General features: G+C 40.4%; 18 protein-coding genes and 2 CRISPR repeat arrays. Of the genes, 6 read left to right on the top strand and 12 right to left on the bottom strand.

The features are described 5' to 3' along the window. Nucleotides 1–80 precede the first annotated feature (80 nt). The 3 genes from VB083_RS05425 to VB083_RS05415 are packed head-to-tail and all read left to right on the top strand — an operon-like array spanning nt 81 to nt 1,930. Complete coding sequence (locus VB083_RS05425) at nt 81–395, top strand: M20/M25/M40 family metallo-hydrolase (protein ID WP_323401842.1); 315 nt, start codon at nt 81–83, stop codon at nt 393–395. Nucleotides 396–424: 29 nt separating this feature from the next. After that, nucleotides 425–1,231: a transporter substrate-binding domain-containing protein gene (locus VB083_RS05420; protein WP_323401841.1), complete on the top strand. Its 807-nt coding sequence runs from the start codon at nt 425–427 to the stop codon at nt 1,229–1,231. Nucleotides 1,232–1,255: 24 nt separating this feature from the next. Continuing rightward, nucleotides 1,256–1,930: an amino acid ABC transporter permease gene (locus VB083_RS05415; RefSeq protein WP_213699781.1), complete on the top strand. Its 675-nt coding sequence runs from the start codon at nt 1,256–1,258 to the stop codon at nt 1,928–1,930. A gap of 198 nt (nt 1,931–2,128) precedes the next feature. Further along, nucleotides 2,129–6,807: a CRISPR direct-repeat array (repeat unit 30 nt; unit sequence ATTTCCATCCCTTATAGGAAGTATAAAAAG). Between the two features lie 406 nt (nt 6,808–7,213). On the opposite strand, the gene cas3 is transcribed toward VB083_RS05415, so the two are convergent. The 11 genes from cas3 to cas6 form a co-directional block, all read right to left on the bottom strand. Continuing rightward, nucleotides 7,214–9,589, bottom strand: coding sequence for a CRISPR-associated helicase Cas3' (cas3, locus tag VB083_RS05410; RefSeq protein ID WP_323401840.1), 2,376 nt, complete (start codon nt 9,587–9,589; stop codon nt 7,214–7,216). After that, a complete protein-coding gene (cas5, locus tag VB083_RS05405) occupies nt 9,577–10,263 on the bottom strand; it encodes a CRISPR-associated protein Cas5 (RefSeq protein ID WP_286954097.1) in 687 nt (228 codons plus the stop codon). Before cas5 ends, cas3 begins: the two co-directional genes overlap by 13 nt. A 42-nt stretch (nt 10,264–10,305) precedes the next feature. Beyond that, on the bottom strand, nt 10,306–11,271 hold the full coding sequence (locus VB083_RS05400) for a type I CRISPR-associated protein Cas7 (protein WP_323401839.1): 966 nt from the start codon (nt 11,269–11,271) through the stop codon (nt 10,306–10,308). A 1-nt stretch (nt 11,272) separates the two neighbouring features. Next, on the bottom strand, nt 11,273–13,345 hold the full coding sequence (locus VB083_RS05395) for a hypothetical protein (RefSeq protein WP_323401838.1): 2,073 nt from the start codon (nt 13,343–13,345) through the stop codon (nt 11,273–11,275). Nucleotides 13,346–13,350: 5 nt separating this feature from the next. Next, nucleotides 13,351–13,563 carry a CRISPR-associated endoribonuclease Cas6 gene (locus tag VB083_RS05390; RefSeq protein WP_323401837.1) on the bottom strand — a complete coding sequence of 71 codons (213 nt, stop codon included), beginning with the start codon at nt 13,561–13,563 and terminating at the stop codon, nt 13,351–13,353. 87 nt (nt 13,564–13,650) lie between these two features. Beyond that, nucleotides 13,651–13,806: a hypothetical protein gene (locus VB083_RS05385; RefSeq protein WP_323401836.1), complete on the bottom strand. Its 156-nt coding sequence runs from the start codon at nt 13,804–13,806 to the stop codon at nt 13,651–13,653. A gap of 491 nt (nt 13,807–14,297) precedes the next feature. After that, nucleotides 14,298–17,370: a CRISPR direct-repeat array (repeat unit 30 nt; unit sequence GTTTCCATCCCTTATAGGAAGTTAGAAAAG). Nucleotides 17,371–17,539: 169 nt separating this feature from the next. Next, on the bottom strand, nt 17,540–17,791 hold the full coding sequence (gene cas2, locus VB083_RS05380; RefSeq protein ID WP_211235539.1) for a CRISPR-associated endonuclease Cas2: 252 nt from the start codon (nt 17,789–17,791) through the stop codon (nt 17,540–17,542). A 15-nt stretch (nt 17,792–17,806) separates the two neighbouring features. Beyond that, nucleotides 17,807–18,805, bottom strand: coding sequence for a type I-B CRISPR-associated endonuclease Cas1b (gene cas1b / locus VB083_RS05375; protein ID WP_323401835.1), 999 nt, complete (start codon nt 18,803–18,805; stop codon nt 17,807–17,809). Nucleotides 18,806–18,810: 5 nt separating this feature from the next. Further along, nucleotides 18,811–19,326 (bottom strand): CRISPR-associated protein Cas4, encoded by a 516-nt coding sequence (gene cas4, locus VB083_RS05370; RefSeq protein ID WP_323401847.1) that lies wholly within the window; start codon nt 19,324–19,326, stop codon nt 18,811–18,813. After that, the gene (locus tag VB083_RS05365; RefSeq protein ID WP_323401834.1) at nt 19,307–19,747 is read right to left on the bottom strand and encodes a hypothetical protein; all 441 of its coding nucleotides are present in this window, start codon (nt 19,745–19,747) and stop codon (nt 19,307–19,309) included. Before VB083_RS05365 ends, cas4 begins: the two co-directional genes overlap by 20 nt. After that, nucleotides 19,748–20,521, bottom strand: coding sequence for a CRISPR-associated endoribonuclease Cas6 (gene cas6 / locus VB083_RS05360; RefSeq protein ID WP_213699790.1), 774 nt, complete (start codon nt 20,519–20,521; stop codon nt 19,748–19,750). Between the two features lie 551 nt (nt 20,522–21,072). On the opposite strand from cas6, the gene VB083_RS05355 reads away from it, so the two are divergent. From VB083_RS05355 to VB083_RS05345, 3 genes are all read left to right on the top strand, one after another. Continuing rightward, on the top strand, nt 21,073–21,867 hold the full coding sequence (locus tag VB083_RS05355) for a DUF4198 domain-containing protein (protein ID WP_213699791.1): 795 nt from the start codon (nt 21,073–21,075) through the stop codon (nt 21,865–21,867). Between the two features lie 135 nt (nt 21,868–22,002). After that, on the top strand, nt 22,003–23,784 hold the full coding sequence (locus VB083_RS05350) for an ABC transporter ATP-binding protein (protein WP_323401833.1): 1,782 nt from the start codon (nt 22,003–22,005) through the stop codon (nt 23,782–23,784). Beyond that, nucleotides 23,781–25,514, top strand: a complete 1,734-nt coding sequence (locus tag VB083_RS05345; RefSeq protein ID WP_323401832.1) for an ABC transporter ATP-binding protein — start codon at nt 23,781–23,783, stop codon at nt 25,512–25,514. Before VB083_RS05350 ends, VB083_RS05345 begins: the two co-directional genes overlap by 4 nt. On the opposite strand, the gene VB083_RS05340 is transcribed toward VB083_RS05345, so the two are convergent. Then, nucleotides 25,509–26,303, bottom strand: coding sequence for a patatin-like phospholipase family protein (locus VB083_RS05340; RefSeq protein ID WP_323401831.1), 795 nt, complete (start codon nt 26,301–26,303; stop codon nt 25,509–25,511). The two genes, VB083_RS05345 and VB083_RS05340, sit on opposite strands and share 6 nt — an antisense overlap. Between the last annotated feature and the right edge of the window lie 203 nt (nt 26,304–26,506).

The raw sequence follows: 26,506 nt of genomic DNA, 5'->3' as shown, positions 1-26,506 counted from the left end.
CAGAACAAGAAGAGAAAGCCAAAAACGCGTTAACGTCTATGGTAGAAGACATATCCAGAGCTTTTTCATGCCGAGGTGAGATGAATTATTTAGGGCCATATCCAGCAGTGGTGAATGATTCTTGCCTGGTATCTCTTGCAGATAATGCTCTTCAAAAAATTTTCCCGAAAGAAGATTTAGTAAAGATAGAGCCGTGGATGGCTTCCGATACTATGGGGCGCTATATGACCCATTTCCCATGTCTCTATGCTTTGTTGGGATGCGCCAATCAAAAGTTGGGGTACGGAGCACCCCATCATAATCCTAAATTTGATGCGGATCCCCGTTGTTTGGAGAGTGGAATCGAGGCTACTTTGGGTTTTATCAGGGCATTTTTTGATGACCCTGAAATATAACAAAATATAACGTCGAAGGAGAGTATTGAATGATCTGTAAAATTCGTAGTTCTTTATTTACAGCAGTGATTATGGCTTTTATGTTAATGAGTGTTGGTTCCGCTTTAGCGGCTGAGGTTCCTTCTGAAACTTTATTGGTTCGTATTGGAGCTAAAGAGGACGGGCAGCCTTATATATTTAAAGAGAACGGAGAAGTTAAGGGGTTTGAAGCCGATCTTTGGAAAGAAATTGCTAAGAGAGCTAACTTGAAACTTGAATATAAATATAACAGCATATCCGGCCTTTTTGGCCTTTTGGACAATGGCGAAATTGATACTATAACTCATTTTCTTGGCATTACCCCTCAGCGCAAAAAGAAATATGATTTTTCCGATAGCTATGGTAGCGGAGCGTTGCAGTTTATGACAAAAAAGGGAACCCCAGAGGTTACTTCTATTGAAGGCTTGTACGGCAAGAAGGTTGGCGTTGCATTAGGATCTGCCGCAGCAGGAGTAATCAAAACCTTTGATCCCGATGAAAAAATCAAAGTGGTTCCCTATGAAGAGTTCAGACATATTCCTCAAGACGTAGATATGGGGCGGATTTATGCTTACTTTGGCAACCCTATAACTATGATGGGAGATATTCGTAAAATGGGTATCGATTGCAAAATAGATCCCTTGGTATTGTTGGCGACCCCTGTTGGATATCCCTACGTTCGTGGAAACGAGAATAGTCAGAGAATAATGGATAGAGTGAATCTAGTATTAGAAGAACTTCGTAAAGATGGCACTATATCCAAAATCTCTATGGAGTGGTTTGGATTAGATATTACTTCGTTCAGCGGAATGAAATAGAACATAGAATAGAAATGACATGCGATGAAGGTTTTTGATCTAAATTATTTTATTGATATTTTACCTCTCGTATTAAAAGGACTTAGTGCTGCCATGAAAATGACAGCACTAAGCTTTTTAGGCGGCCTGATTTTGGGAGTATTAATTGCTTTGATCTACAATTCTAAGATCAAGGTTCTTTATCCTCTTGCTCAACTCTATGTTTCTATTTTTAGAGGCACCCCCGTAATAGCTCAAATGTTTTTTATTTATTTCGGATTGCCTCATTTCATTACTCCACTTAGAGGAATGGGCGCTTTTGCCGCAGCCTCTATGACGATAGCCTTGAATATTTCTTCTTACATGTCTGAAACTATAAGGTCGTCTATTTCCGCTGTGGAGAAGGGCCAATTCGAGGCGGGATTATCGGTAGGCATGACTAATTTCCAGGTAGCGCGGAGAATCATATTGCCTCAAGCAGGACGAATTGCTCTGCCATCATTGAGCAATAATCTGATAATGACCCTTAAGGGGACGGCGGTGGCCTTTACCATTGGAGTTACCGAAGTGATGGGAAAAGCAAAAATAGAAGCATCTAACTCGTATAGATACTTTGAATGTTATGCGGCAGCCATGCTTGTTTATTGGCTTGTAGTAGTGGTCATTACCTTGTTTCAGGGCAAGTGGGAAAAGCATCTTAACCGGGCCTATCAGAATTAGGAAAATGGTTTGAACTCTGTAAGGGGCTACGGCGATTTTGCTGCCTAACACGTTGTTGCGTAAGTAGAAAAATAGTTAAGCCGGCCTTGAATTTGAGGCCGGCTTTTTGTTCGGGGAAAGAAGTGCGATTTTCTTTTGGAAGAGATAGGAAGTATAAAAAGAAGGCTGCTTTTTAATTACATACATTTCTCTTCCCTAGTTTCCATCCCTTATAGGAAGTATAAAAAGGACTATATCCGCCTCAGTCGTAGCCAAATTGTTTCCGTTTCCATCCCTTATAGGAAGTATAAAAAGGAGACTCCTTCAATGTCAGTTCGTGGACATTGTGTTGTTTCCATCCCTTATAGGAAGTATAAAAAGGACACAACTCACATGCCTGAGGATGACTTGAGACAAGTTTCCATCCCTTATAGGAAGTATAAAAAGGAGGGTGTAACAATGGTAGAAGCATTGGCAAAAAGAAGGTTTCCATCCCTTATAGGAAGTATAAAAAGCACAAATCTGATCAGCATATTCTCGAGAACAGTTTTGTTTCCATCCCTTATAGGAAGTATAAAAAGGCATAACGTTGCATTGTCATGCACGACTTTTTCGGAGTTTCCATCCCTTATAGGAAGTATAAAAAGGTAGCGTCTTTGGAAAGGTTGCCGAAGAGTGGTTTGAGTTTCCATCCCTTATAGGAAGTATAAAAAGGCTGTCCTCGACGCTTCGAATAGGTGGGCGGAGGATAGTTTCCATCCCTTATAGGAAGTATAAAAAGTCAAGCGATATTGGATAGATGGCAGGCGGGGAGTCAAGTTTCCATCCCTTATAGGAAGTATAAAAAGAAAAAGGATTCACCCATCAGTCGTTAGGATGTCCGGGTTTCCATCCCTTATAGGAAGTATAAAAAGCATACAGCCCCAAACGTTATGAGAATGGCCATAATAAGTTTCCATCCCTTATAGGAAGTATAAAAAGCGTTGCGTTTCGATGGTGCCCCTAGATACGTAACCAATTTCCATCCCTTATAGGAAGTATAAAAAGACGAGCGAGCACGAGGACGAAGAAGAAAGGAGACAAATTTCCATCCCTTATAGGAAGTATAAAAAGGGGCTGCGTCTGGGACTGCGACTTAAGTGTGTTCTCGATTTCCATCCCTTATAGGAAGTATAAAAAGTTCGCCCTCACCTCCTTTTAAAAAAGCACTTGCGAAATTTCCATCCCTTATAGGAAGTATAAAAAGTGTTGGAATATTAGATGTGTTGGAAATATCCACGAATTTCCATCCCTTATAGGAAGTATAAAAAGCTGGAGGATACTCATCCTTGCCGATCGCGGTAAAAATTTCCATCCCTTATAGGAAGTATAAAAAGCTGACCTTTCTTCTTTTTCGCTTGTTTTTGAAGCTGAATTTCCATCCCTTATAGGAAGTATAAAAAGTGCACAGCGCTGTATATGTGAGTCTTAGGGTTTAACTATTTCCATCCCTTATAGGAAGTATAAAAAGGATTGGGAAAAAGAACGCTATTCACCAACAGATGCATTTCCATCCCTTATAGGAAGTATAAAAAGTCAGGAACGCTTGTCGAATTGGCGATGGGGGATGACATTTTCCATCCCTTATAGGAAGTATAAAAAGCTGTAAATGCAGCACAAGAAACAGGGTGGCGTATAAAATTTCCATCCCTTATAGGAAGTATAAAAAGTGAGTGTGGGGTTTATGTCTTCTTTGTGTTCCTCGTAATTTCCATCCCTTATAGGAAGTATAAAAAGCCGGCACAGACTACGCATGGGATTGAGTTTTGTAAGATTTCCATCCCTTATAGGAAGTATAAAAAGGAGTTCTGTAAAAAACCGGATCCGCTTCGATGGCTCAATTTCCATCCCTTATAGGAAGTATAAAAAGCAAAAAGCGGAATACCGCCTTGCCCTAGGTGGCTAAAATTTCCATCCCTTATAGGAAGTATAAAAAGTTGTGTGCAATATGGGGCGGTGGCCCCACCATGCGAATTTCCATCCCTTATAGGAAGTATAAAAAGCACCTCCTTTAGGGCGGCGTTACAACCGGTGCAAAATTTCCATCCCTTATAGGAAGTATAAAAAGTTGAAGTGACTCCAGGCGGGGAAATTCGCATTGTCATATTTCCATCCCTTATAGGAAGTATAAAAAGTCAATGCTCATCGTTTTGAAGTGTGGTCAAAGCATGTATTTCCATCCCTTATAGGAAGTATAAAAAGAATTATTTTGGATAAAAAGTTGGATAACGAGCAGCTATTTCCATCCCTTATAGGAAGTATAAAAAGGCAAAAGCGAGATCTGCCGCTCGTGGTACATACCCAAATTTCCATCCCTTATAGGAAGTATAAAAAGGTAGCTGTCATGTACACTGTATCGCCGTCATATAGGGATTTCCATCCCTTATAGGAAGTATAAAAAGGCGCCTCCCATTAGGTTGCCGATTTCGTCATACTGATTTCCATCCCTTATAGGAAGTATAAAAAGAATTCGCATCGTCATCAACAGCAACGGGACACCGTAATTTCCATCCCTTATAGGAAGTATAAAAAGGTTCATCTATAGATTCAGAACACTCAATGTCGATGTAATTTCCATCCCTTATAGGAAGTATAAAAAGCGACTTGCGCCGCGTTCCAAATTCGACGTACGTGGCGATTTCCATCCCTTATAGGAAGTATAAAAAGGACACTTATATGTCCCTTCGGACAGAAATGTATCACATTTCCATCCCTTATAGGAAGTATAAAAAGTTGTTCAGGAATATATTTTTTATCGTCAACTTTTAAAATTTCCATCCCTTATAGGAAGTATAAAAAGGAGGCTTCTCTCATTGTCATTCCTTCCGGGGTGAAAGATTTCCATCCCTTATAGGAAGTATAAAAAGACCGAAGATGCTGGAATGACGTAAGGGTAGACTTTGATTTCCATCCCTTATAGGAAGTATAAAAAGCATGCTGCTGCCCATCTATTTTGTCCTTGTTCTCCTATTTCCATCCCTTATAGGAAGTATAAAAAGTTGGGGGTATATAGGTTCTGCCAGCCTTCCAGTGGCATTTCCATCCCTTATAGGAAGTATAAAAAGGGCGATCGTCTCCGATCTATGCTAGAGGGGCAAAACTATTTCCATCCCTTATAGGAAGTATAAAAAGACGTCAATCCGTTGAGTCTCTCCCTTTTCTAATCGGAATTTCCATCCCTTATAGGAAGTATAAAAAGTGAGAGAGCGCCTATGACCGAAGCCCAAGACGAATTTAATTTCCATCCCTTATAGGAAGTATAAAAAGGGCGGAAGAAATTGAAGTCAAGGGGTGCAAGGTTTCCGATTTCCATCCCTTATAGGAAGTATAAAAAGGGCGATCGTCTACAATCTATGCTAGAGGGGCAAAACTATTTCCATCCCTTATAGGAAGTATAAAAAGGCATAGGCCATGGGCACCTGTCGTAGAGAAAGAAGAATTTCCATCCCTTATAGGAAGTATAAAAAGATTCGAGGACGAGATAGCCCGCCTCCTCCTGGTCAGATTTCCATCCCTTATAGGAAGTATAAAAAGAATCCACTTCCCTGATGGTTCTGAAAGGGTTGTCGAATTTCCATCCCTTATAGGAAGTATAAAAAGGTCAATACGTAAAAGCGACGAACGGGACTTTTTGCGATTTCCATCCCTTATAGGAAGTATAAAAAGATTAATTGTTAAGATGTCACCCTGCTTAGAAAGGGTATTTCCATCCCTTATAGGAAGTATAAAAAGTAAGAATCTATAGCTGCATTATTAGCTTGATTAATAATTTCCATCCCTTATAGGAAGTATAAAAAGCCCATTGTAAAAATGACAGGTAATGGCATAATAAAAATTTCCATCCCTTATAGGAAGTATAAAAAGACGCGCCTCCCATTAGGTTGCCGATTTCGTCATACTGATTTCCATCCCTTATAGGAAGTATAAAAAGCATGAAGTTAATCCTTATGTGATAGCGGCTATAGCAAATTTCCATCCCTTATAGGAAGTATAAAAAGAAGGATATTGGAGGGGTTAATTGGCGTATTTATGATGGATTTCCATCCCTTATAGGAAGTATAAAAAGATGATGTGATTGCCTGTACTTCAAAAGCTGATCTTTATTTCCATCCCTTATAGGAAGTATAAAAAGCCCGCCTTGCGTACCTTGTCGCCTGCGTATCTTTGCATTTCCATCCCTTATAGGAAGTATAAAAAGCTCCCTGTTACCGCCATGCCTTCACCTCCTAAAAGTATTTCCATCCCTTATAGGAAGTATAAAAAGGGAGATGCTCACCAAATTCTCTAATGATGTCACCGTATTTCCATCCCTTATAGGAAGTATAAAAAGACCGCTCTGCATCGCAAGGTTCTAGCTCGTATTTCTATTTCCATCCCTTATAGGAAGTATAAAAAGTACCTGTTGAGCTGATCAGCTGTAACCCCTTGAGAGAATTTCCATCCCTTATAGGAAGTATAAAAAGAGAAGTCGCTGACGGAGTAGGGATAAAATTCGACAAATTTCCATCCCTTATAGGAAGTATAAAAAGTTTCCTTCGGCTTCGCCTGCCTGCATTGCATTTCGGATTTCCATCCCTTATAGGAAGTATAAAAAGGGCAGTCTGAGCCCGATATAACTACAATCAAAAATCATTTCCATCCCTTATAGGAAGTATAAAAAGAACCGTGTCCGTTTTGTGGTGGAACTGCTGTAATAAATTTCCATCCCTTATAGGAAGTATAAAAAGCCTTTTTCTCCCTTTCCGGCGGCTGATCGCATGGCAATTTCCATCCCTTATAGGAAGTATAAAAAGTAGATATAGAATGCTGTGAATCTATAGATGAACGAAATTTCCATCCCTTATAGGAAGTATAAAAAGGCGCCGCACCCCTGTATTTTACTACATTTCTCCATTTTCCCCTATTCGACATATTTTGCTGTCAAGGTTCGACAAAATCATCTAAACACTCGCGAACAATGACTTTTCATGATTTTGACGCTTGTGTCGATCCCCCTGGTTTTTTACGCTATTGGAGGTCGACACGGAATCTTACTTCTCAATCCTACTTCTCCCGGACACATGCGAATTCAGATCAGAAAATCGGAGTTGCCACATTCTACTTCGATGATCTCGCGTCTGGTGTAGCGCTCGCTGCGCCACGTATAGAGAACATCACGCTGTCGTAATTCGGGTCTATTTTTTGCTCACCTCCATCTTGAGCTGTGCCAACCGTGCCACCGATTCGGAATGATTCAGATAAACTTATCATCAACGCAGGAACCTCCTAAAAACAGCATAGAGAAAAATCTCCTGGTTCCACCAGCGCTAGCCCGGTTTCATCGGAATAAAGTTCGCTTTTAGTAATTTGCGGAATAGCTTTTTCCGACGAATTTATCAAATCGGCAGCCAGCTTCAAAGAAACAGGGACGGTAAAGTATTCAAGCAACGACATGAAACGTTTTTTAGACAGAAAATCCAGCGTAGCCATCCAGCATCTGTCAACATAGAGGTCATGTAATTGCTGCAGCCCGTCAGGAGCGAAATGGCTCAGTAAAGCCCGTGTCTTTTTATCCATCAACTCCTCCCCAAAAGGAACAAAAACATCTACCTTCGGATAATCCTCACCAAAAGGGCTAACTCCTGAAAGAGCAGACCATTCGCCTTTAGCTGCCTTGACAAGTCTTTCGAGCGCTCCCGTAGTAGGATTTCGCTTTATCAGGCCCTGGTAGTAATCTGATACGATAGCTGCTGACTTTTCTTCCTTCCATGATCCATACTTCTCAAGGCAACGATCCGTTTCCTCCCTGGCAATTACGTTCCTGTAAACCCATTGTCTTGTCTTTTGTTCGCCATTTCGCAAAAAAGGGAACACCCATACCTCTGCCACATCCCCCTCATCGTGCCGATTTACTCTTCCCGACGCTTGAATTATAGAAGGCATTACCGAATTAGCGCGAAGCAAACATCGAAAGCTCAAATCCACTCCTGCTTCAAGCACCTGAGTACAGACCACAATAACCATTTTTTTATTTTTCAAGGCTTTTCTGATTTCTTCGATACGACTAGCCTTGTGAATGGATGTCATTGACCCGGAAAGATAATAAATATGTTCATCCCCCCGAAGTTCAGGGCCGATCTTTTTATAGACCAGGGCAGAATCCTTAATCGTGTTCATGATCACAGCGACAGAACCCTTCTGTCGTAGTTTCTCCACTGCCAGCTCCGCAATGTCATCCTCACTTTGGGCTTCTTTGATTACGTTAACTGTATAGCGATTCGGCGTTACTATTTTCGGCGCAAGAGAAACAATATTGTCCAGGCCCGATTCGAAGGGAGGCATCGTTGCCGTTGTGAAGAGTACCCGCATGTTCAACTCAGCCGCCATGGCGCGTAACTGGTAAAGGAATATTAACCACATATCTCCATCCATTATCTGCGGTTCGTCGATAATAACAAATGAATTTTCCAGAGCCTTCAGCCTCATGCTCTGCTGAGCCTTTGATGGAAAGAGGGCTCTGAAAAACTGGTTATAAGTCGTAGTTACTATCGGAGCCTGCCAGGATTCCATAGCCAAATAGCCTATATCATCCATCTCCTGTTTCTGCAAAATGGACAGGTGATGATGGACCATCACTTCAATTCCCGTAGCTGCCGAAATTTCTTCAGAAGCCTGAGAAAGGATGGAAATATATGGAGCGACATATACAATACGTCTGGCATGTCCTTTTACGCAGCTTTCCAGGGCGACACGCAGGGTGTTCAGCGTCTTTCCATAGCCCGTAGGCAAAACGTTACTGAAAAAATGACAATCACAACTGGAACGCCAGGCAGAATAGACATCTTCCTGAATTCGCTGCCTTGTTTCTACCATATGGGGAGGAACACCGTTTTTTATCGCTTCCTTACCTCTAGAAATACAATAGCGTGAAAATATCTTAAGAGCTCTTTTAGCTGACTCCCTGTCGAGAAATACTTCCTCTATGCCTGCGGCATCAAAACGATCTGCAGTTATAAATTCTGATGTTTTGGTTCGCACATTAAACATGGCCGCCTCGGTATAGCAGACATCCGCCCGTTTCAACTGCCTGCTCAAATATCGGGAAGCATTATTTTTCCAGATTTTCCACTCTTCACGACAATTGCTCCACCAGTCATCGAAATACACCCTGTCATAATGAAACTCCGGGAAGTATTGCCTCACCAATTCTGTCAAGCCTATGAAATCAACCTCGTCGAAGGTATTCTTCCCGACATTTCCGTACCAGGGAGGTTCGTCAGTCCAGTCTTTCAATTTCCCATGATGGCTGGCGATATCGATCGCCAAATTAGATGCCAGCCATTGCAACTTGCGCCTCTCTTCTCTTTCAATCTGCCAACATTTTATCAAAGCACTGGAGCAAAAACAGAAAAAAGCGGCCCCCAGCGGTGAATGCCAGGAATCTTCTTTTTGTTCTCCCTTTATGTATTTTTGCCAGGATATTCGGGCCTTTCCTGCATCGTGCAGCAAACCGGCAAGAAATCGCAGCTTCTGTTCCTTTTCCTTTTGGTGATTCCCCAATCCCCTAGCGACCACCAAAAGGTGATCTACCAGGGGATTGGAAGTACCGTCTAGGTTATCGGGACGCGCAACACATTCAGAAAGTGGCTTCACCAAAGACATATTGTTTCTCCAGAAACATCTACGAAGGATACCGGTTTGCCTTCATTCGGAACAGCGGGTACAAATTCAATGGACCTATTCTCGTCGTTGTAGATGAAATTTATCGTACCATCGAATCTTCGCCCTCCAAGATAACGGTATTGCATCCCGCTCACCCGGCTATAGCAGGTTCCTTCTCTGAACTTCAGTGAAGATATGGCATTTGTTGGAACTATTGTCCTTGTTGAGACTTCCCCCATAGCTGAAATGAGGATTCCTCTCGCCACATCAACAAACTTTGGGAAGGTCAAACAATAGGCGCAACCAAGATAGGTATGGTAATGACTTTCATTGCCTGACAGCTTTCCAACAAGATCTTTAAGATACTTGCCCGTGTAGTAAATTCGGTAATGAGGATTGACAACGAACTCCACTGCTGTGGGCCTGTTAAAGGAGTCCTTACCCCCCTTCTCAAATCCCTTTCCCATCATGGACATCTCCTGCGTACAGGTATAAACGGGAGTCATAAGACGCAAGGCCATAAAGTTATTCCCATCCAACATCTCCAGCCCTAAGATAGAGGCAAGCAGACCATGAAGCGCTGTTCTTGAAATAAAGGGATATGTAGCGTGTGTTCCTGTCGTATCAGGTCTGCGGAAATGTCCCATTTTTCCCTTCAGCTCGAATATCAACACTTGCAACCGAGATCACCTCCCTTTGCACAATGATTCCGGAGTCTATCTTAGGTCCAGAGTCTCTGCCTTAATATTCCCATCAATCATGAGTGCCGGGTTACAGGCAAGCCTTACTCTGGCGATATCGTCCTTATGCTCATCGAGCAAATCGACCAAAGCCGATACATCCAAATTGATCTGGGAAAGGGCCGTAGGAGAATTACCTTCAAGCCACGCGCCACGTTCGGGCTTAATTTTAATGTAATCCTCCAAAAATCCTATTTTATAAAAAGGATCCTTATACTCGACGTGGAGCAAAAATACAGGTTGCTGCATTCCCCTGCCTCTGGCTTGCCTCTGTTGGGTTCCCCTCCACAATCCTTCCAGCAAAAGATCTACATCCTCTTCGGTCATTCCAGTATCTTTTGCGATGCTGGCATTTATAACTCCGGGCATGGCAAATACGGCAAAGGGAAGGATGTAACTGGTCCAAATCGTGCCCTGCGAAGCTCCTTCCTTTTCTCCCTTTTCCGTAATCTTCGCATCCTTGCTGGGCATAACCACTGTCCCCTGTACATATTTAGTCTCGACTGGATGAAGCGAATGGGCCCAACCAAACTGTACAGGACCAGTCTGGTGAAAACTCTCTTTACTAACGCTATAGACGGCACCAAAGGTCCTAACATCAAAAGTACTTTCCATCAAAGCTTTTGCCTTGCTCTCAGCATTGCTTTTACCTGCCCTTTCCAGAATTGTCTCGGCAAGGCTTTGCCGTCCCAGCAACTTGTTGTCTGTTGTTCGCTCCTCGCGACAGAAAATAAAATGTTTTTTATCATCTCCGCCATCCGGATAGCGGGCCAGCATGTAATCCCTCACATCTCTCTTTATGCTCACATCGGAAAGGGAAATTCGTCCGTCATCCTCGCCAAATATGCGTCTGGCATCGCTGTCGTTCAAAGGGTCTCTATTTGGGATACCGTCCTTGACACACTTTACAAACAGAATTTCAGAACTTTTTGCTGTCGCCATATTAATTATTCCCTCCCTCTGAATTTTTACGATTCAACGTGTAGCCGGCCCAGAAAGCGGCCATAAAGTTATCCTCATTCCCCCTGATATCATCCTTCAATCTGCCATACTCCAGGAGAACCAGAGCCAGCAAATCTTTTGCATTGCTTGTCATATGAATATTTCTCTGAAGAGCATACTCATTCATGGGCACCAGTGCTCTTTTCCATATGACCTCCGGTTTAAGCCTGCTGCCAAAGGTCATGACACGATGTTTGATGAAATCCTTTTTGTTGCTTTCATGCCAATATTGACTTGAAAAATTTTTAACCGCCCATCCAGCAGCAAACCCTAATTCCTCGCAATCCGTGAAATTCATTTCCCCTGGGTCATCCCCACTAACCAGTTTGGACAACTCTTTCCAGTCCCTCACGGTAACATCACCTCCGCAACCTGATATTTCCCGATCATATTCATTCAAGAAACGGGAAAAGACGAGATAGAACAAAACCTCTTCCTGAAGCCTCCACAAACTATCTGGCAACTTAACAGCTAAATCAGACATCCTCCGAACCACATTTCCAATGAAACGTTTACGCGAAAGAGAACGTTGATAAAGCACCTTTCGCAAACTATCCCAGATATATGGACCGCCGTAGGCGTTGACCAACAACCAGGGAATCGATGAATATCTGTTACGCACAAATGAAGCATATTTATCGCTTAATTTACCAAAGAGGCTATTAGCCGTACTCTCTGCATACTCCATCATGGTTCCCGTCAATCTATCCAGCCTCGTAAGAGTGGAAGGAAGAATATCCTCTATCATTGCTCTGAGATGAATATCGCCCCTTGAGAGATCGCCAGAATAGTAGACCAGGTTAATTAAAAAACCCTGCCTGTCAAAATCATCAGGCAAACTACTTTCGAAGCCAGTAATTTTCTTTATGTGAGTTGAAAGTTTGTCCCCTGGAGTCTCCCCTTCCATCATCATGAGAACACTCTCGGCGAAATCATCTGACAAGCCTGCATCATCAAGAGTCTTGTCCATTAACGGTACGACGTAGGCACACCCCTGAATTTCTTCCACGGAGTTCCCCTGTCTAACCGATTCCTTTCCTCCAGCGCTGGCAACTGGAGAGAATATCTCCTTGACTAGAAAGATATCCAGCGGTCGGGTCAACCTGTCGAACGCACATGCCCCGCACGTAAAGGCCTTATAACATTCCGGACACATGGCAATCGATTTCACAAGCTCCCTTTCCTTCAACTCCATAGGAAGAGGACAACCCCATGTTGTGGTGAACCAAGACCACGACTTACAATATGCAGATACTAGATCCATCTTCTTGCCACAGAAATAGCAAGAAGAATCTTTCATCGTTCCCTTTTCGGCCCCCTCTCGAATTTTAGCTTGCCAAAAACATTCCAGCATTTTATATAGATCTGCCACGATAAACTTACCTTGATGTAGTTTACTAGGGCCAATCAGCGCCAGTTTTCGGTCCCCAGGCAATGGTTTATGATCCGAAAGGATGAAGGGACCATCTTCCCTCAAACTTGCTAGCACAATGAGACCAAGCAGTTTTTCTTTTCCTCGAGAATGGACCTTAAATGACGCTTCGTGGAGTTTCTCCGCAACGATTTTTAGCTGTTCCGTGGAAAGCTGCATATCAATTGTTCGCTCAATGCGGCCCTCTAGAAACTTTTTAGTACCATCCACCCCTTTCTGAAGCTCATCTTTCCAACTTTTCTCGAAAGTAAGATAAACAGGAACTCCGTACGCCCCCTGGGGTTTTACTGGATTTCCTCCAGAAGACCACACAAATGGAAGCGCTGCAGCATTGCTCAGGTCTGGTTGAAAAATCTGCTTTTTGTTCTTTTGCGATGGATAAACATATTTCCCCCATTGTATAGGCTCAAGTGCCATACATCTGAATTCTTTCCTCATGTCAATTTCAATAACCAGAATATTAGAGAAAAAACTTTTTACGTTAGGCTTTTTGATATCCGAAATCAGTTCCAATAGCTCTCTTGGTGACATTCCTCCTTTCAAGAGTGGTCGCCCAAGACTCATCAGATTTGAGATCAGCATTATCTCTATTCCTCCTTTCTTTTCCCCTTCTCAGCGACCTCTACGCAGCCGAAACCCGCAGAGTTCTTGCTTCCCAGGTCGCAATCGACGGCCTTTTGCAGCAGGGCTTTTGGTCCTTTCAGGCGGAAAACGCCGTTCCAGCTCTTCAGTGGATAACGGTTGCTCATACGGAAAAAGTCGATGTGTTGATGTACTTTCGAGACGCGTTCCAGTATCATCCCCCTCCCGGGCTCCTTCTCGCCGAATAGCAGAGAATGGGCGACAGCGTGCGGACGAGAACCTAAATCCTCTCCACCATAGGATTCTTAACCGTCACACCAGTGCAATCCAACAGATTGTTGCCCAGCCTTATGTGTCTCTTCGTGAGCGATCCGTTGGCAAGATCCTCCAGAATTTTCCTCTCCGTCGACGCGATCATCAGCCTTAGCGGAAGGGAAATCAGTATATGGTTCCCCTCGCACCGGATCTCCCCTCTGCCGAAGATCCAGGAAAAATAGAAGAGCTTGAAGTGACGTTTGCCCTGGATGTAGCCTCTGTTGTGCAGAAACGCCGCCAGATCTGGGGCCTACAGCAGACCATCGCTTGAAGCGAATTATGGTTGCTGCATAAAAGACGAATATATAAATTATTCTTTGTCGAAAAAACTAATGAAATATGTAATGCTTTCACTTCTCTTGCAATTAGATATAATTGTATTATAATTGCGAGTGTAATGACTAGCTAACCCCATGCACTATTAAGTATATCATAAACTTAATAAAACTCAAATTTGAAACGATCTTTTAAATAAACAGTTGTTTTTTTAGAGGGGAATTTTTGTTTAGTTGATAGGGCGTAACTAAACAATCTTTAATTATAAAAACATACAAACAAAATTACAATTTATTAAAGGCTGATGCTTATGAATTTAAAACTAGTGCGTAAATATTCCTTATCAGCCTTTAATAAATATACTTCCATCCCTTATAGGAATTTTAATAAGTTAAAAAATAAGAGAACTCCATGAACTATATTTCCATCCCTTATAGGAAGTTAGAAAAAAAGTTACTTCCATACATCTTAGCATGTATGGAAAAGTGTTTCCATCCCTTATAGGAAGTATCGAAATCGACAAAAGAAACATACGACTATCTGCGAGAGAAAACGTTTCCATCCCTTATAGGAAGTTAGAAAAGCGGAGTTGCAACGTGTGATGCTGATGCTGGAGAAATGGGTTTCCATCACTTATAGGAAGTTAGAAAAGGAATTTCCCCTTCGTGAGCGCAGCTGTGCCTACGGCGGTTTCCATCCCTTATAGGAAGTTAGAAAAGCCTACATATTGTTTGTAAGGTGTCTTTTGTTATGTTGTTTCCATCCCTTATAGGAAGTTAGAAAAGTTTTTAGCAATGTTTGTCCCGGCGAAGAAGTGAAAAGTTTCCATCCCTTATAGGAAGTTAGAAAAGAAAGCGACATTGAATTTAATGTAGATAAACTTTTCAGTTTCCATCCCTTATAGGAAGTTAGAAAAGGTAATTATCTGTTGCTTCTTCTATATTCCCTATGATGGTTTCCATCCCTTATAGGAAGTTAGAAAAGTTTCCTCTCCCCTCGCTTCCTTAATAGCTTCTTCAAGGTTCCATCCCTTATAGGAAGTTAGAAAAGGTGGCAGCGGTCTTCAGCCTGAAGGCGCTCACTGTATTGTTTCCATCCCTTATAGGAAGTTAGAAAAGTCTAGAAGGGGGGTGCTTTGTTGTTAGGTGATAGAAGTTTCCATCCCTTATAGGAAGTTAGAAAAGCTTGCCGCTTATATAAATATCTATAGAACCTCCGAGGTTTCCATCCCTTATAGGAAGTTAGAAAAGGAATAGAAAAGAAAAGCTCTCTAATAGCTGATGCAAGTTTCCATCCCTTATAGGAAGTTAGAAAAGCTCAGTACTTCTCCGGTCGTTGTAGGGGTTTTCGAGGTTTCCATCCCTTATAGGAAGTTAGAAAAGGAATAGAAAAGAAAAGCTCTCTAATAGCTGATGCAAGTTTCCATCCCTTATAGGAAGTTAGAAAAGCTCAGTACTTCTCCGGTCGTTGTAGGGGTTTTCGATGTTTCCATCCCTTATAGGAAGTTAGAAAAGTTTATGAAACTTGCGACACTCCAGAAGAGGTAACAGGTTTCCATCCCTTATAGGAAGTTAGAAAAGACGACATACCAGCCCTGCAAAAAACGACATACCATGTTTCCATCCCTTATAGGAAGTTAGAAAAGACTGATCCCATACATTGGCATCTGTAGCTGGGTTTCGTTTCCATCCCTTATAGGAAGTTAGAAAAGTTACGCCACCGATGGTATAGCCCAAATCAATGCTATGTTTCCATCCCTTATAGGAAGTTAGAAAAGCATATGGCGAATATCCGTACGATACATACGAGAATAGTTTCCATCCCTTATAGGAAGTTAGAAAAGTGAGATAAGCCTAACCCTTGACCAGGCAAACTATTGTTTCCATCCCTTATAGGAAGTTAGAAAAGTTTTAAGTCAGCAAGAGGATTGCTCCCAGCGTCACTCGTTTCCATCCCTTATAGGAAGTTAGAAAAGGATACAGTTGGGATCAAAGTTATCTAGCGGTTTTGGGTTTCCATCCCTTATAGGAAGTTAGAAAAGAGCTTCCATTGCTGCTTTATCCACACCTTCACCTTCGTTTCCATCCCTTATAGGAAGTTAGAAAAGTAGGAATTTGCTCTGCCTTAAGATATTCCTTGAAAAGTTTCCATCCCTTATAGGAAGTTAGAAAAGCGTTTGCGTCAAGAGCTAATTCGTGCTTCCCTTCTGGTTTCCATCCCTTATAGGAAGTTAGAAAAGGCACCGGGGAACCGACCTAGCCCATCGTTCAATATTGGTTTCCATCCCTTATAGGAAGTTAGAAAAGTATTACGAACTATTCCTTCAGAAACAATTGACGCAGGTTTCCATCCCTTATAGGAAGTTAGAAAAGTTTAATCCAGGATTCGTATCAAGGGTTTGCTTAAAGAGTTTCCATCCCTTATAGGAAGTTAGAAAAGCTCATTTAGATGCCTCCTCAATTTTGTATTTTTTTAAGTTTCCATCCCTTATAGGAAGTTAGAAAAGTTGAAGCCTCCTCTTACACTTATGCTGATTTTAATAGTTTCCATCCCTTATAGGAAGTTAGAAAAGTCATGATGCTGCTACAGGAAAATATACTTCTGAAGCGTGTTTCCATCCCTTATAGGAAGTTAGAAAAGACTGACGAAACCTATATCTTATGCGGGGAAAGAATAGTTTCCATCCCTTATAGGAAGTTAGAAAAGTCGTCTCCATCAACTATTTCCCAATTTGTTACACGGGTTTCCATCCCTTATAGGAAGTTAGAAAAGGAGGCAGGGAAAGCTCGTCTTCATAAATCCAATAAGCGTTTCCATCCCTTATAGGAAGTTAGAAAAGTAACCAATTTAAATTTTCATTTCTATTATCAATCCACGTTTCCATCCCTTATAGGAAGTTAGAAAAGAACTGTAGCAATTATATCAGTACCGTCTCCTCCTCTGTTTCCATCCCTTATAGGAAGTTAGAAAAGAAGGTTTTAGGTGGAGTTGTCTTAGCAAATGTTGGAGTTTCCATCCCTTATAGGAAGTTAGAAAAGTAATAATGACCCTACAAAAAGATATTGTCGTGTGAAGTTTCCATCCCTTATAGGAAGTTAGAAAAGTTATTACTTAATACCATCTTATGCTTATTGTTATTAGTTTCCATCCCTTATAGGAAGTTAGAAAAGACTACAAGCCCGCCAACTGGAATTTCCAAAGTTTCAAGTTTCCATCCCTTATAGGAAGTTAGAAAAGCTTTTTAATCTTTCTTCATTTAGATTAGGCATTGGTGTTTCCATCCCTTATAGGAAGTTAGAAAAGTGAAGCTTATGAAAAAGCAAAAGATGAGATATTATTGTTTCCATCCCTTATAGGAAGTTAGAAAAGACTAAACTTATGCAACATCAAAAAGAAGCTGTTGCGTTTCCATCCCTTATAGGAAGTTAGAAAAGCCGTTTACCCCCTTCATTCTACTATATTTGCGTATTTTGTCGAAGGAATCAATATTATGTTTTCAAGGTGCATGTATATAGTCTTTATATTGATGAGCACTGGATTTGATGCTAGAAAAAAGATTGTGTCGATCTCCCGTAATTCTAGCGCTATTGGGGGTCGACACAATCATACAAAGATACTCGCGCCACCTTTTTCTTTGCCCATAATTTCTCTTGAAGTATATCGTTCTGTTCTCCATACATAAAAGATTACGCTATCGTAATCGTCTTTAATGATTTTGTTTACTTCAATTTTAAGAGCAGTAAAAGTTGCCGGAGTAAGCTCTCCCTCTAAGACAGAGTTTTGTACCCAGCTTAAATATTTTCGACCTATTTTTAAAACTTTATTGACTCGTTTTACACCTACATCATAAATCATTAAGACAAAAATGGCTTACCACCTCATGGCAAAAGGTTGATACTCCTCATCGTGGAGTATATGCTTTTCAATTTTGTACGCTTCCATTCTAATAAGGCTTCGATAACTTACATTTCTTTTAAGACGAGGATGTTCAATAGTAGAATTTAAACGTTCTTCCCATGCTTTTAAAACTATAGGCCGCCCTTTTTCTGAGAGGAATATTCCTCCCCCAGACTGAGCTCCGAAGTGCTTCGCTTGAATTTCTTTCTTGTTTAAAAGAGAAAAAATGAGTCTGTCTACAATTATTGGTTTAAATATTTCTGCTATATCTAAGTTTAAGCTGAAACGGCGGAAGTTAGTTTCGTGAAGAAAACCTATGCGGGGGTCAATATGTGTTTTGTAAATTTGTGCTAAAGTTGTGACATAGCACATAGAATTTAAGAAACTTATAAGAGCATTTATACGATTTTGAGGGGGTCTTCTACTTCTTTTTTTCATAGAGAAGGAACCTCCACCCGTTATTAGATCAAACGCTGTGTAATAACAATCTCGTGCATTGCCTTCTATCCCCATAAGTTCTGATATCCCAATTTGTTCTTTTGTATAATTACTAAAAACAGTAAGTTTTTCAATTATGGAGTCGAGCTCAATATTTCCACGTCGAGAATAATATTGTAATGCTTTCTTCATGTTTTCTATAGCACCTGTTACAAACTTTTTAGCTATAAGAAGCCTTCTACAGTCATCAAGACAATGTTTAGCTTGTGCAAGGATTACAGCTCCTGAATTCATGTGTTCACGAGGGTAAAATGTTCCTTGATAATATCCATAGTGATTAAAGAAGTGCAGCATTACTTTATGGGCAGTACAAAATTCTAAAAAACGCTTGTTTAAATCTACTTCTCCGAAAATAAGCATTTCGTCTGTTGTTTCTACAGGAATAAATTTTCTACCCTCTAAACCTTCTATAATAATGGTATTTTCTTTTCGTTTAAGTTCTCCTGACGAAAGTACATAGAGTGTTTTTCCCATTTTTATCAGCTCCAACACAATTCATTGTAAGCGCAGTTTCTACAGTACTTACATTTTTTCGCACAAGGAGGGGCTTCAAGGGACGATATTGCAATAATCTCTTGATAAACTTGGTCAAGATGCGTTTTTAGTTCTTCTGAGAGTAGCACCTCTTCGCGTTTTTTCTCTTTTGGGAATAATAATTCCCCTCTAGCTTCGACTCCATTTTTTTGGAGTTCATAAAGGTAGTGTGCTAGTTGTAATCGTGCGGCATCAATGGAACGACTACTTTTTTTAATTTCTCCTACTACCAATGTTCCTTTTTCTTCGCGCATGATGTCGAATTTGCTATTTCCGAAGTCAATGCAATGTCGATCTCGATTATAAGTTGTCTTATCTATAAGTCGCCCCAAAGCGAGAAATTCGTCATCTCTGTCTGGTTCTACTCCTCGAGCCATGAGCCACACCTCTCGTTTGCATATAGTAAAGTACCAGACAAGAGTTCCTCCTAAACGAGGGGATTCAGAGAATGAAGTCGTCATCATTGGAATCCACTGGGTTAGAGCCTGTATTTTTGTTATAAATTGGGCGAATTTTATTGTCTCGTTCTATATAAACTTCCTGCATGTTAAAATCGTTTTTATTTTCAATAAGTTCTGTTTTGTCTTCTTGCCAAGATCCTTTAGTTCCAATTAAATCAGAGAGTGAATTGGCCGAATCTTTTCCCAATTTATATATGGGGGAGAATTTCCATGGGGTTGCTGCCCCTGTTGGTTCTCTGATACATTCTGCGGTGCTGTCTGTTACATTAAGCCATATTCTAATTACTCTACCTGATCTTTCTTTGTCTTCGATTACGGGCATGGGGAGTTGTAAATAACTTTCGATATCTATAAATTCAGGGTCGTTTAATTTATTTGAAACTAATTTACCTAATTCATAGGTGGCGTTAATAAATCCCAATTATTTATACCTCCTTTCTCGTTCTACAAGTTCAACACATCCGAATCCAGAGCTATTTTTTGCACCGAGACCAGCGTCTAAAGCTGTTTGTAAGAGTTCTTGAGAACCTGTAAGTCGAAAGTTGCCATTCCACCCCTTGATTGGTCTGTTGTCTTCAGGGCTAAAAAATCTTATCGATTCCCATATCCGTCCCAATTTTTCTATTTTTATTGTTTGATTTAGTTCACTTTTTTCTGATGTTATTAGAGTGAATTTTTTTATGAGATTTGCATGTATTTGTTCTCCGAATTCTTGGTCGTAAGGAGAGTGATAGTGAGTAAAATCGCTTCCGTCATATTTTTTAAGGGTAGAGTAGCAGACTATTGGAGAGAGGGTTTGTACTAGTATCTCTTCTGATTCTGCTTGGGGGTTTTCAACAGTTACTTCTTTACATTGAAGGAAATTATTTCCTAGTCTTATTTCTCCTAGGGAAAGAGCATTATTAGCAAGTTGTTCAAGAATGGCGTTAACAGGAGAGGTTATTGAAAGTTTCACGGGGGAAGGAATATATAAAAAGTCTTTTTCTCGTTTTATAGGGCCGTTCCCAAAAAGTTTTGAGAAACAAAATAATTTAAAATGACGTTTCCCTTCATAAATAAACCCTTCATTGTGTAAAAAATGAGCATACTCTTTATTAAGGAGGTTGTATACCATAGCTTGAATTTGGTACTGATGTCTGCGTTTAAGCTGTAAAATTTTATCTCCAATAACACCAAAAATAAGATTAATTTTCATTAAAGCATTCACTCCTGATTTTTTGTTGTAGTTCAATAATTAATATTGGAATTCTCTGTTTGTTATAACGTGAATAGACTAAAAAGTCCAATGTGTAAAGCTAACAACTTGTATCGATATTTAATTGTGCGGGATAAAACTCATCCTTAAGTATAGAAAGAAAAAAGTTTCGATTAAAACAGAAGAAGTGACTGTTTGCGATATTTTCCCTTTTATGTTTCCATCCCTAACCAATAATATTGTTACTTTTATATTAAGTATTATCGCACTAAAAATAATTTAAGAAATAACAAAGGGAAGTAAAATGGGGCAAAATTGGATTTTATCCCTTATTCTCATTTGATTTTTTTCTCCTAGCTAATGCTGTTGTCGGCTTCCCTCCAGAGAATATCTATTCCAATAAAAGTAATAAGAAATGCTACGAATGGGTTGAGCCTATCGCGAAACCACATTATTTAATCTTGACGTTTATTAAAAAATAAGTTAGACTCATCAAACATTAAATGTTTCTGTGGCCACAAAACGAGAAAAACTAGAGGAGGAACAGGAGTATGTTTCATTTCGCTAAAAAAAGACTGCTTAGTTTAGCAGTTGCATCTGTTGCTTTTTCTTTTTTACTGGGAAGTTCCAGTGTTTATGCCCATGATTTCTGGGTAAATGCGTCTGCCCCTAAAAAAGATCTTGTAAAGGCGGAAATTGGATATGGACATGATTTCCCAAACCCTGAACCTATTGCGGAAGGTCGTGTGCATCTTTTTGACTCGCTTCAATTAATTAAACCTGACGGGGTTTTGAAACTGAAACAGGTAGGAGAAAACTATGCTTATCAAGAAAAAGAGACGTTGAAAAAAGGAAGTTACATTGTTACGGGAACATATCTTCCTACATTTTGGTCAAAAGGTTCTGATGGTTGGGCTCAAAAGAGTCGCGCACAGCGTCCTGACGCTACATATTGTGAAAAAGTAACAATGTTTGCGAAGACTATTTTGAATGTTTCGGAGAGCACGAGTGACGAATTTGTAACGAAACCTATTGGACAAGAACTCGAAATAGTGCCTTTGGTAAACCCTGCAAAAGTGAAACCCGGAGAAAAATTCCCCGTTCAGATTTTGTTTAATGGTAAACCCCTTCGCACAGCCAAAGTTTCAGCTACCTTTGGTGGTTTTTCAGATAGAGAATATAAGGCTTTTTCTGGAAGAACCGACCTAAAGGGATATATCGATATTATTCCTTTGAAGGCAGGGTATTGGTATGCGGAAGTTGAACATAAGTATGGTTATGAAGACAAAAACGTATGTGATGAGGTTGTTTTGATTTCTACGTTAACTTTTAATATTAATGACTAGTTCTCCTGATCGAGCGTTATAGGCAGTAGAATTCCCCTTCTGACCTGCAACTAAAAGGGGTTAGAAGGGGGCTATTACAAGTAAGGTGAAAATTTTACGAAAAATACAGTGAGTAAAAGGCGGGGACTCTCCCGTTTGTTTGAAATTGCCGGCGAAAAGAAAAAATTGCTTTTTATATCGGCCAATTTGTCTGCCATAAGTGCCATTTTTATGCTTGTTCCCTTTGTTTCTGTCTATAAGGTGCTGGGAGAACTACTTAGAAATGCAGATAGTATTTCAGATGTCAATAAAAATCTTATGGTGCAATGGGGGTGGATAGCCTTTGCAGGCCTTCTTGGAGGTTTAATGTTAATGTATTGCTCCCTTATGTTTTCTCATGTAGCGGCTTTCCGTATTTTATACGGTCTGCGCATGAAACTTGCAAGGCACATTGGCAAACTATCTTTGGGCTATTTGAATGGAACATCAATTGGTGCAGTTAAAAAAACGTTAGAACAAAATGTTGAACGTATAGAGCTTTTTGTAGCACATACCATTCCTGATATAGTAAACGTTGCAGCTACTGTAGTTGTCATGTTTGCTATCTTCTTCAGCCTCAATGGTTGGATGGCCCTTACATGTCTTTTTGCCTTTGCCCTCAGTATTGCGACACAAATTTCTATGATGTTCGGGGAAAAGGCTCAACAAAATATGAAATTATATTATGACTCTCTTGAAAAAATTAATGGTTCGGCTGTTCAGTATGTAAGAGGAATGCCTGTGGTTAAAATTTTTGGGCAGACCGTCCATTCTTTTAAAAGATTTTATAAAGATCTTAAAGATTACAGAGATTTTGTAGTTGCTTATTGCGATAAGTTCGAGAACGGAATGGGTTTTTTCGTAGTTGTTCTCAACTCTTTTTTAACGTTTATTTTGCCTGTCGGTCTGTTATTTTTAAGCAAGGAACCGCAGAATATGGCTTTTGCCCTTGTATATCTTTTCTTCATTGTTATGGCTCCTGGTGCTTCGTCCCCTCTTTTTAAACTTACGCTTCTTGCTTCAGGAACGCGAGAAATTATTGAGGGGGTAGAGAGGATGGATAAGATATTTAATGAGCCACCAGTGTGTGAGGCCGCGAATCCCAAAATGCCTGAAAGCTACGACGTGACCTTTAAAAACGTATCGTTTGCCTATGAGAATAAAGAAGAGGCAACAAGAATTAAAGCACTTACAGATGTTAGTTTTATGGCGAAGGCAAGAGAAATTACGGCACTGGTTGGTCCTTCTGGTTCAGGTAAGTCTACGGTAGCCAATTTAATTCCGCGCTTTTGGGATGTTTCTCAAGGAAAAATAAAAATTGGAGAAGTGAATATAAAGGATATTCCTACAGAACATTTGATGAATACTGTCTCTTTTGTTTTTCAGGATACTTTTTTATTCTATGATTCATTATACGAAAATATCCGCATCGGAAAACCTGATGCTACTCGAGAAGAAGTCTATGCAGCGGCGAAAGCGGCACAATGTCATGATTTCATTGAAAGCTTGCCCAGTGGTTACGATACATTTATTGGAGAACGAGGCGTATTTTTATCTGGAGGAGAAGAACAACGTGTCTCAGTTGCGAGGGCAATTTTAAAAAATTCGCCCATTCTTGTTCTCGACGAAGCAACTGCATTTGCTGATCCTGAAAATGAGTTCAAAATGCAACTGGCTCTTAAGGAGCTTATTAAAGATAAGACTGTTATTGTTATCGCTCACAGATTATCGTCTATCAAAAAGGCCAACAAAATTGTCGTATTGAATAACGGGAAAATAGAACAGATTGGCACTCATGATGAATTGTCGTCTAAAAGAGGTTTGTACAAACGAATGTGGAATGCCTATACAAAAGCTTTTGACTGGACGTTGAATATTGAAGGGCGTGAGTGTGCATGAAGAATATGTTTCGTAATATTACAGTTGGGCATACGGAAAGACTTGTACGACCAATTTGTTTCACACTGCTTGCTAATATAGTGAATATTGTTCCCTTTATGTTGTCTATAGAGGCTGTAAGAATAATTTTTCGTTCTTTTGATGGCTCGTCAACGGGTCTCGATACGGCTCGTCTTTGGCTTATCTGTGCTGTGCTTGTTGTCTATATGGTTGTTATGTTTATGGCTGAAAAGCCGGCCTATCGTTACAGTTTTCGTAGTGCATATGAAGTGAGTGCCATAGGTAGGGCCAATCTTGCTGAGCATCTTCGCAAACTTCCTCTTGGATATATTTCAAGTAGAGATCCCGGTGATTTAGCTAATATGCTTATGGGAGACTTTGCACTTATAGAAACGAGTGTGTCTCACCTTTTGCCTCAGTTGATGGGCGCTTTAGCAATGCCACTGTTAGCTTTTATATCGCTTCTGTGGATTGACTGGCGTATGTCGGTTGCCATGTTTATTGCCCTTCCCTTTACTATCTTGCTTTTGGCTGCAACAGAAAAGTTCCAACATACTTTGGCAGACAGGCAAATGGCTTCTAAAATAGATGCTGGGAACCGTTTGCAAGAATATCTGTTGGGAATCCGTATTATCAAAGCCTATAACCTTGTTGGAGAAAAGTTTAGCCGTCTAGAAAATTCCTTTAGAAAGTTTATGAAAGATAGTATTAGACAAGAAGTTCTGCTCGGGCCAGTTGTAATCCTTTCTATTACTTTAATACGAGCAGGATTGACGTTAATGATCTTAACAGGGGTGTATCTGCTCATAGGCGGTTCCTTAGATCTTCTGACTTTTGTAATGTTTCTTGTTATTGGTTCTCGTGTCTATGATCCACTTACATCTGCTTTGTTTAAATTTGCCGAATTGCGCTATTCAGAACGCGCAGGTGAGCGTATTTTGAATCTTATGAATGAACCTGAAATGAAGGGAACGCAAGAACCAAATGACAATACAGATATAGAGTTTGATAATGTTTGTTTTGCTTATGGAGACAAAGAAGTTTTGCATAATGTCTCTATTTCTATGAAACAGGGAACAATGACGGCACTCGTTGGTCCTTCAGGTAGTGGGAAAAGCACGGTTATGAAGCTTTGTGCTCGTTTTTACGACCCGACAAGTGGAAGGGTGACTTTTGGGGGGCTTGATGTCTCTACTCTTCTTCCTGAGAAACTCATGAAAAAAGTATCGATGGTGTTTCAGGATGTCTATTTATTTCAAGATACGGTAGGCAATAATATCCGTTTTGGTAAAAGTAATGCCACTGACGAAGAGGTTATTGAAGCGTCAAAAAAGGCATGTTGCCATGATTTTATTATGGCGTTGCCGAAGGGGTACGATACTATGGTAGGTGAGGGTGGCTGCACTTTGTCAGGAGGAGAAAAGCAACGTGTATCTATTGCCCGTGCAATTCTCAAGAATGCTCCCGTGGTTTTGCTTGATGAAGCGACAGCATCTCTTGATCCAGAGAACGAAGTGGAAGTTCAAAAAGCCATAGGAGAATTAATTACTGGAAGAACGGTTATTGTTATTGCTCATCGCTTAAAAACTGTAAAAAATGCAGATAAAATTATAGTGCTAAACAACGGCAGCGTGGTTGAACAGGGAACCCATAATGAATTAATTGAAAGAGATGACCTCTATAATAAGTTGTGGACAATTCAGCAACAATCTGTTGATTGGAAGCTATAGAAAAGCCCTACTGAAGATATTTTTTTCTGTAAAGATCTTTTTGGTTTCTTTGTAACCTATTTCAATTAAGGCATCGGTTTGCTCAACGGAGAACGTATTGAAAGGGGAGAGGTCGGGCCTGATAAGAATATTGGCTTCTTCCGTTTGCAATTTTGTAGCTGTTTGCAGAGAGATATGAAAAGATTTCAATAGCACTTCTATAATGTTTTCTGGTCTCTTTTGTTTGAATTTGGCAAAGAGGTCAACACCGATAATGAAATTAGCCCCCATCTCTTTTAAGGGTGTCACCGGAACATTTTCAACAAGTTCGCCATCAACGAGAAGGCGGTTATCTATTTCGACAGGTGCAAAAATACCGGGAATGCACGTGCTTGCCATTACGGCAGTCGCTACATTCCCTTTTTTTAACACTACTTTTTCTCCATTCGTAATATCAGTGGCTATCATTGCTAGGGGGATATGTGCCTCATCAAAGGTGACATCTCCAAGATTATCTACTATAAATTTGCCGAGTTTTTTATTAGAAAGCAGGCCTAGGCCAAATTGCGATGGGGAGATAGCAGATATATCAAGCCAATTGAGCCCTTTCGCTATCTTCTCGATCTCTTGCCATCCTTTATCGAAAGCAAAAAAAGCAGAGATAACGGCTCCGATACTTGTTCCTGCAATATAGCTGACCGGTATATTATATTCGTCAAAGGCTTTGAGTACCCCTATATGGGCTGCCCCAAGAACTGCGCCACCTCCGAGTGCCAAACCAATTTTTTTCTTTCTTCTAAAAATTTTCATTCTAATCGTCTCTCCGTCTCTCTTTTATACTTACTCTAAGTATATCGTAATGAAAGTTAGTTTGTGTAAGGGGCCATAGTTTGCTTCCTGATAACGTGATAAAGTGAATGGCGGGAATCCCAGTCCGTATGATTGGCTCCCGCCAATTCAAAGATAAATGGGCTCACCCTGTCCAATAGTAGTGGCGGAATGGAAGTTGCGGC

The organism is Aminobacterium sp. (assembly GCF_034926885.1).
Lineage (GTDB): Bacteria > Synergistota > Synergistia > Synergistales > Aminobacteriaceae > Aminobacterium.
The sequence above is the reverse complement of the archived record's forward strand: the minus strand, read 5'-3'. Positions and strand labels throughout refer to the sequence as shown.

What these genes read in the sequence shown, in the direction of transcription:
- VB083_RS05425 (WP_323401842.1), top strand. Translation starts at nt 81, where the DNA reads ATGAATTATTTAGGGCCATATCCAGCAGTGGTGAATGATTCTTGCCTG.
- VB083_RS05415 (WP_213699781.1), top strand. Translation starts at nt 1,256, where the DNA reads ATGAAGGTTTTTGATCTAAATTATTTTATTGATATTTTACCTCTCGTA.
- VB083_RS05395 (WP_323401838.1), bottom strand. Translation starts at nt 13,345, where the DNA reads ATGCTGATCTCAAATCTGATGAGTCTTGGGCGACCACTCTTGAAAGGA.
- VB083_RS05340 (WP_323401831.1), bottom strand. Translation starts at nt 26,303, where the DNA reads ATGAAAATTTTTAGAAGAAAGAAAAAAATTGGTTTGGCACTCGGAGGT.
- cas3 (WP_323401840.1), bottom strand. Translation starts at nt 9,589, where the DNA reads ATGTCTTTGGTGAAGCCACTTTCTGAATGTGTTGCGCGTCCCGATAAC.
- VB083_RS05420 (WP_323401841.1), top strand. Translation starts at nt 425, where the DNA reads ATGATCTGTAAAATTCGTAGTTCTTTATTTACAGCAGTGATTATGGCT.
- VB083_RS05355 (WP_213699791.1), top strand. Translation starts at nt 21,073, where the DNA reads ATGTTTCATTTCGCTAAAAAAAGACTGCTTAGTTTAGCAGTTGCATCT.
- VB083_RS05345 (WP_323401832.1), top strand. Translation starts at nt 23,781, where the DNA reads ATGAAGAATATGTTTCGTAATATTACAGTTGGGCATACGGAAAGACTT.
- cas2 (WP_211235539.1), bottom strand. Translation starts at nt 17,791, where the DNA reads ATGATTTATGATGTAGGTGTAAAACGAGTCAATAAAGTTTTAAAAATA.
- cas1b (WP_323401835.1), bottom strand. Translation starts at nt 18,805, where the DNA reads ATGGGAAAAACACTCTATGTACTTTCGTCAGGAGAACTTAAACGAAAA.
- cas4 (WP_323401847.1), bottom strand. Translation starts at nt 19,326, where the DNA reads ATGACGACTTCATTCTCTGAATCCCCTCGTTTAGGAGGAACTCTTGTC.
- VB083_RS05390 (WP_323401837.1), bottom strand. Translation starts at nt 13,563, where the DNA reads ATGATACTGGAACGCGTCTCGAAAGTACATCAACACATCGACTTTTTC.
- cas6 (WP_213699790.1), bottom strand. Translation starts at nt 20,521, where the DNA reads ATGAAAATTAATCTTATTTTTGGTGTTATTGGAGATAAAATTTTACAG.
- VB083_RS05400 (WP_323401839.1), bottom strand. Translation starts at nt 11,271, where the DNA reads ATGGCGACAGCAAAAAGTTCTGAAATTCTGTTTGTAAAGTGTGTCAAG.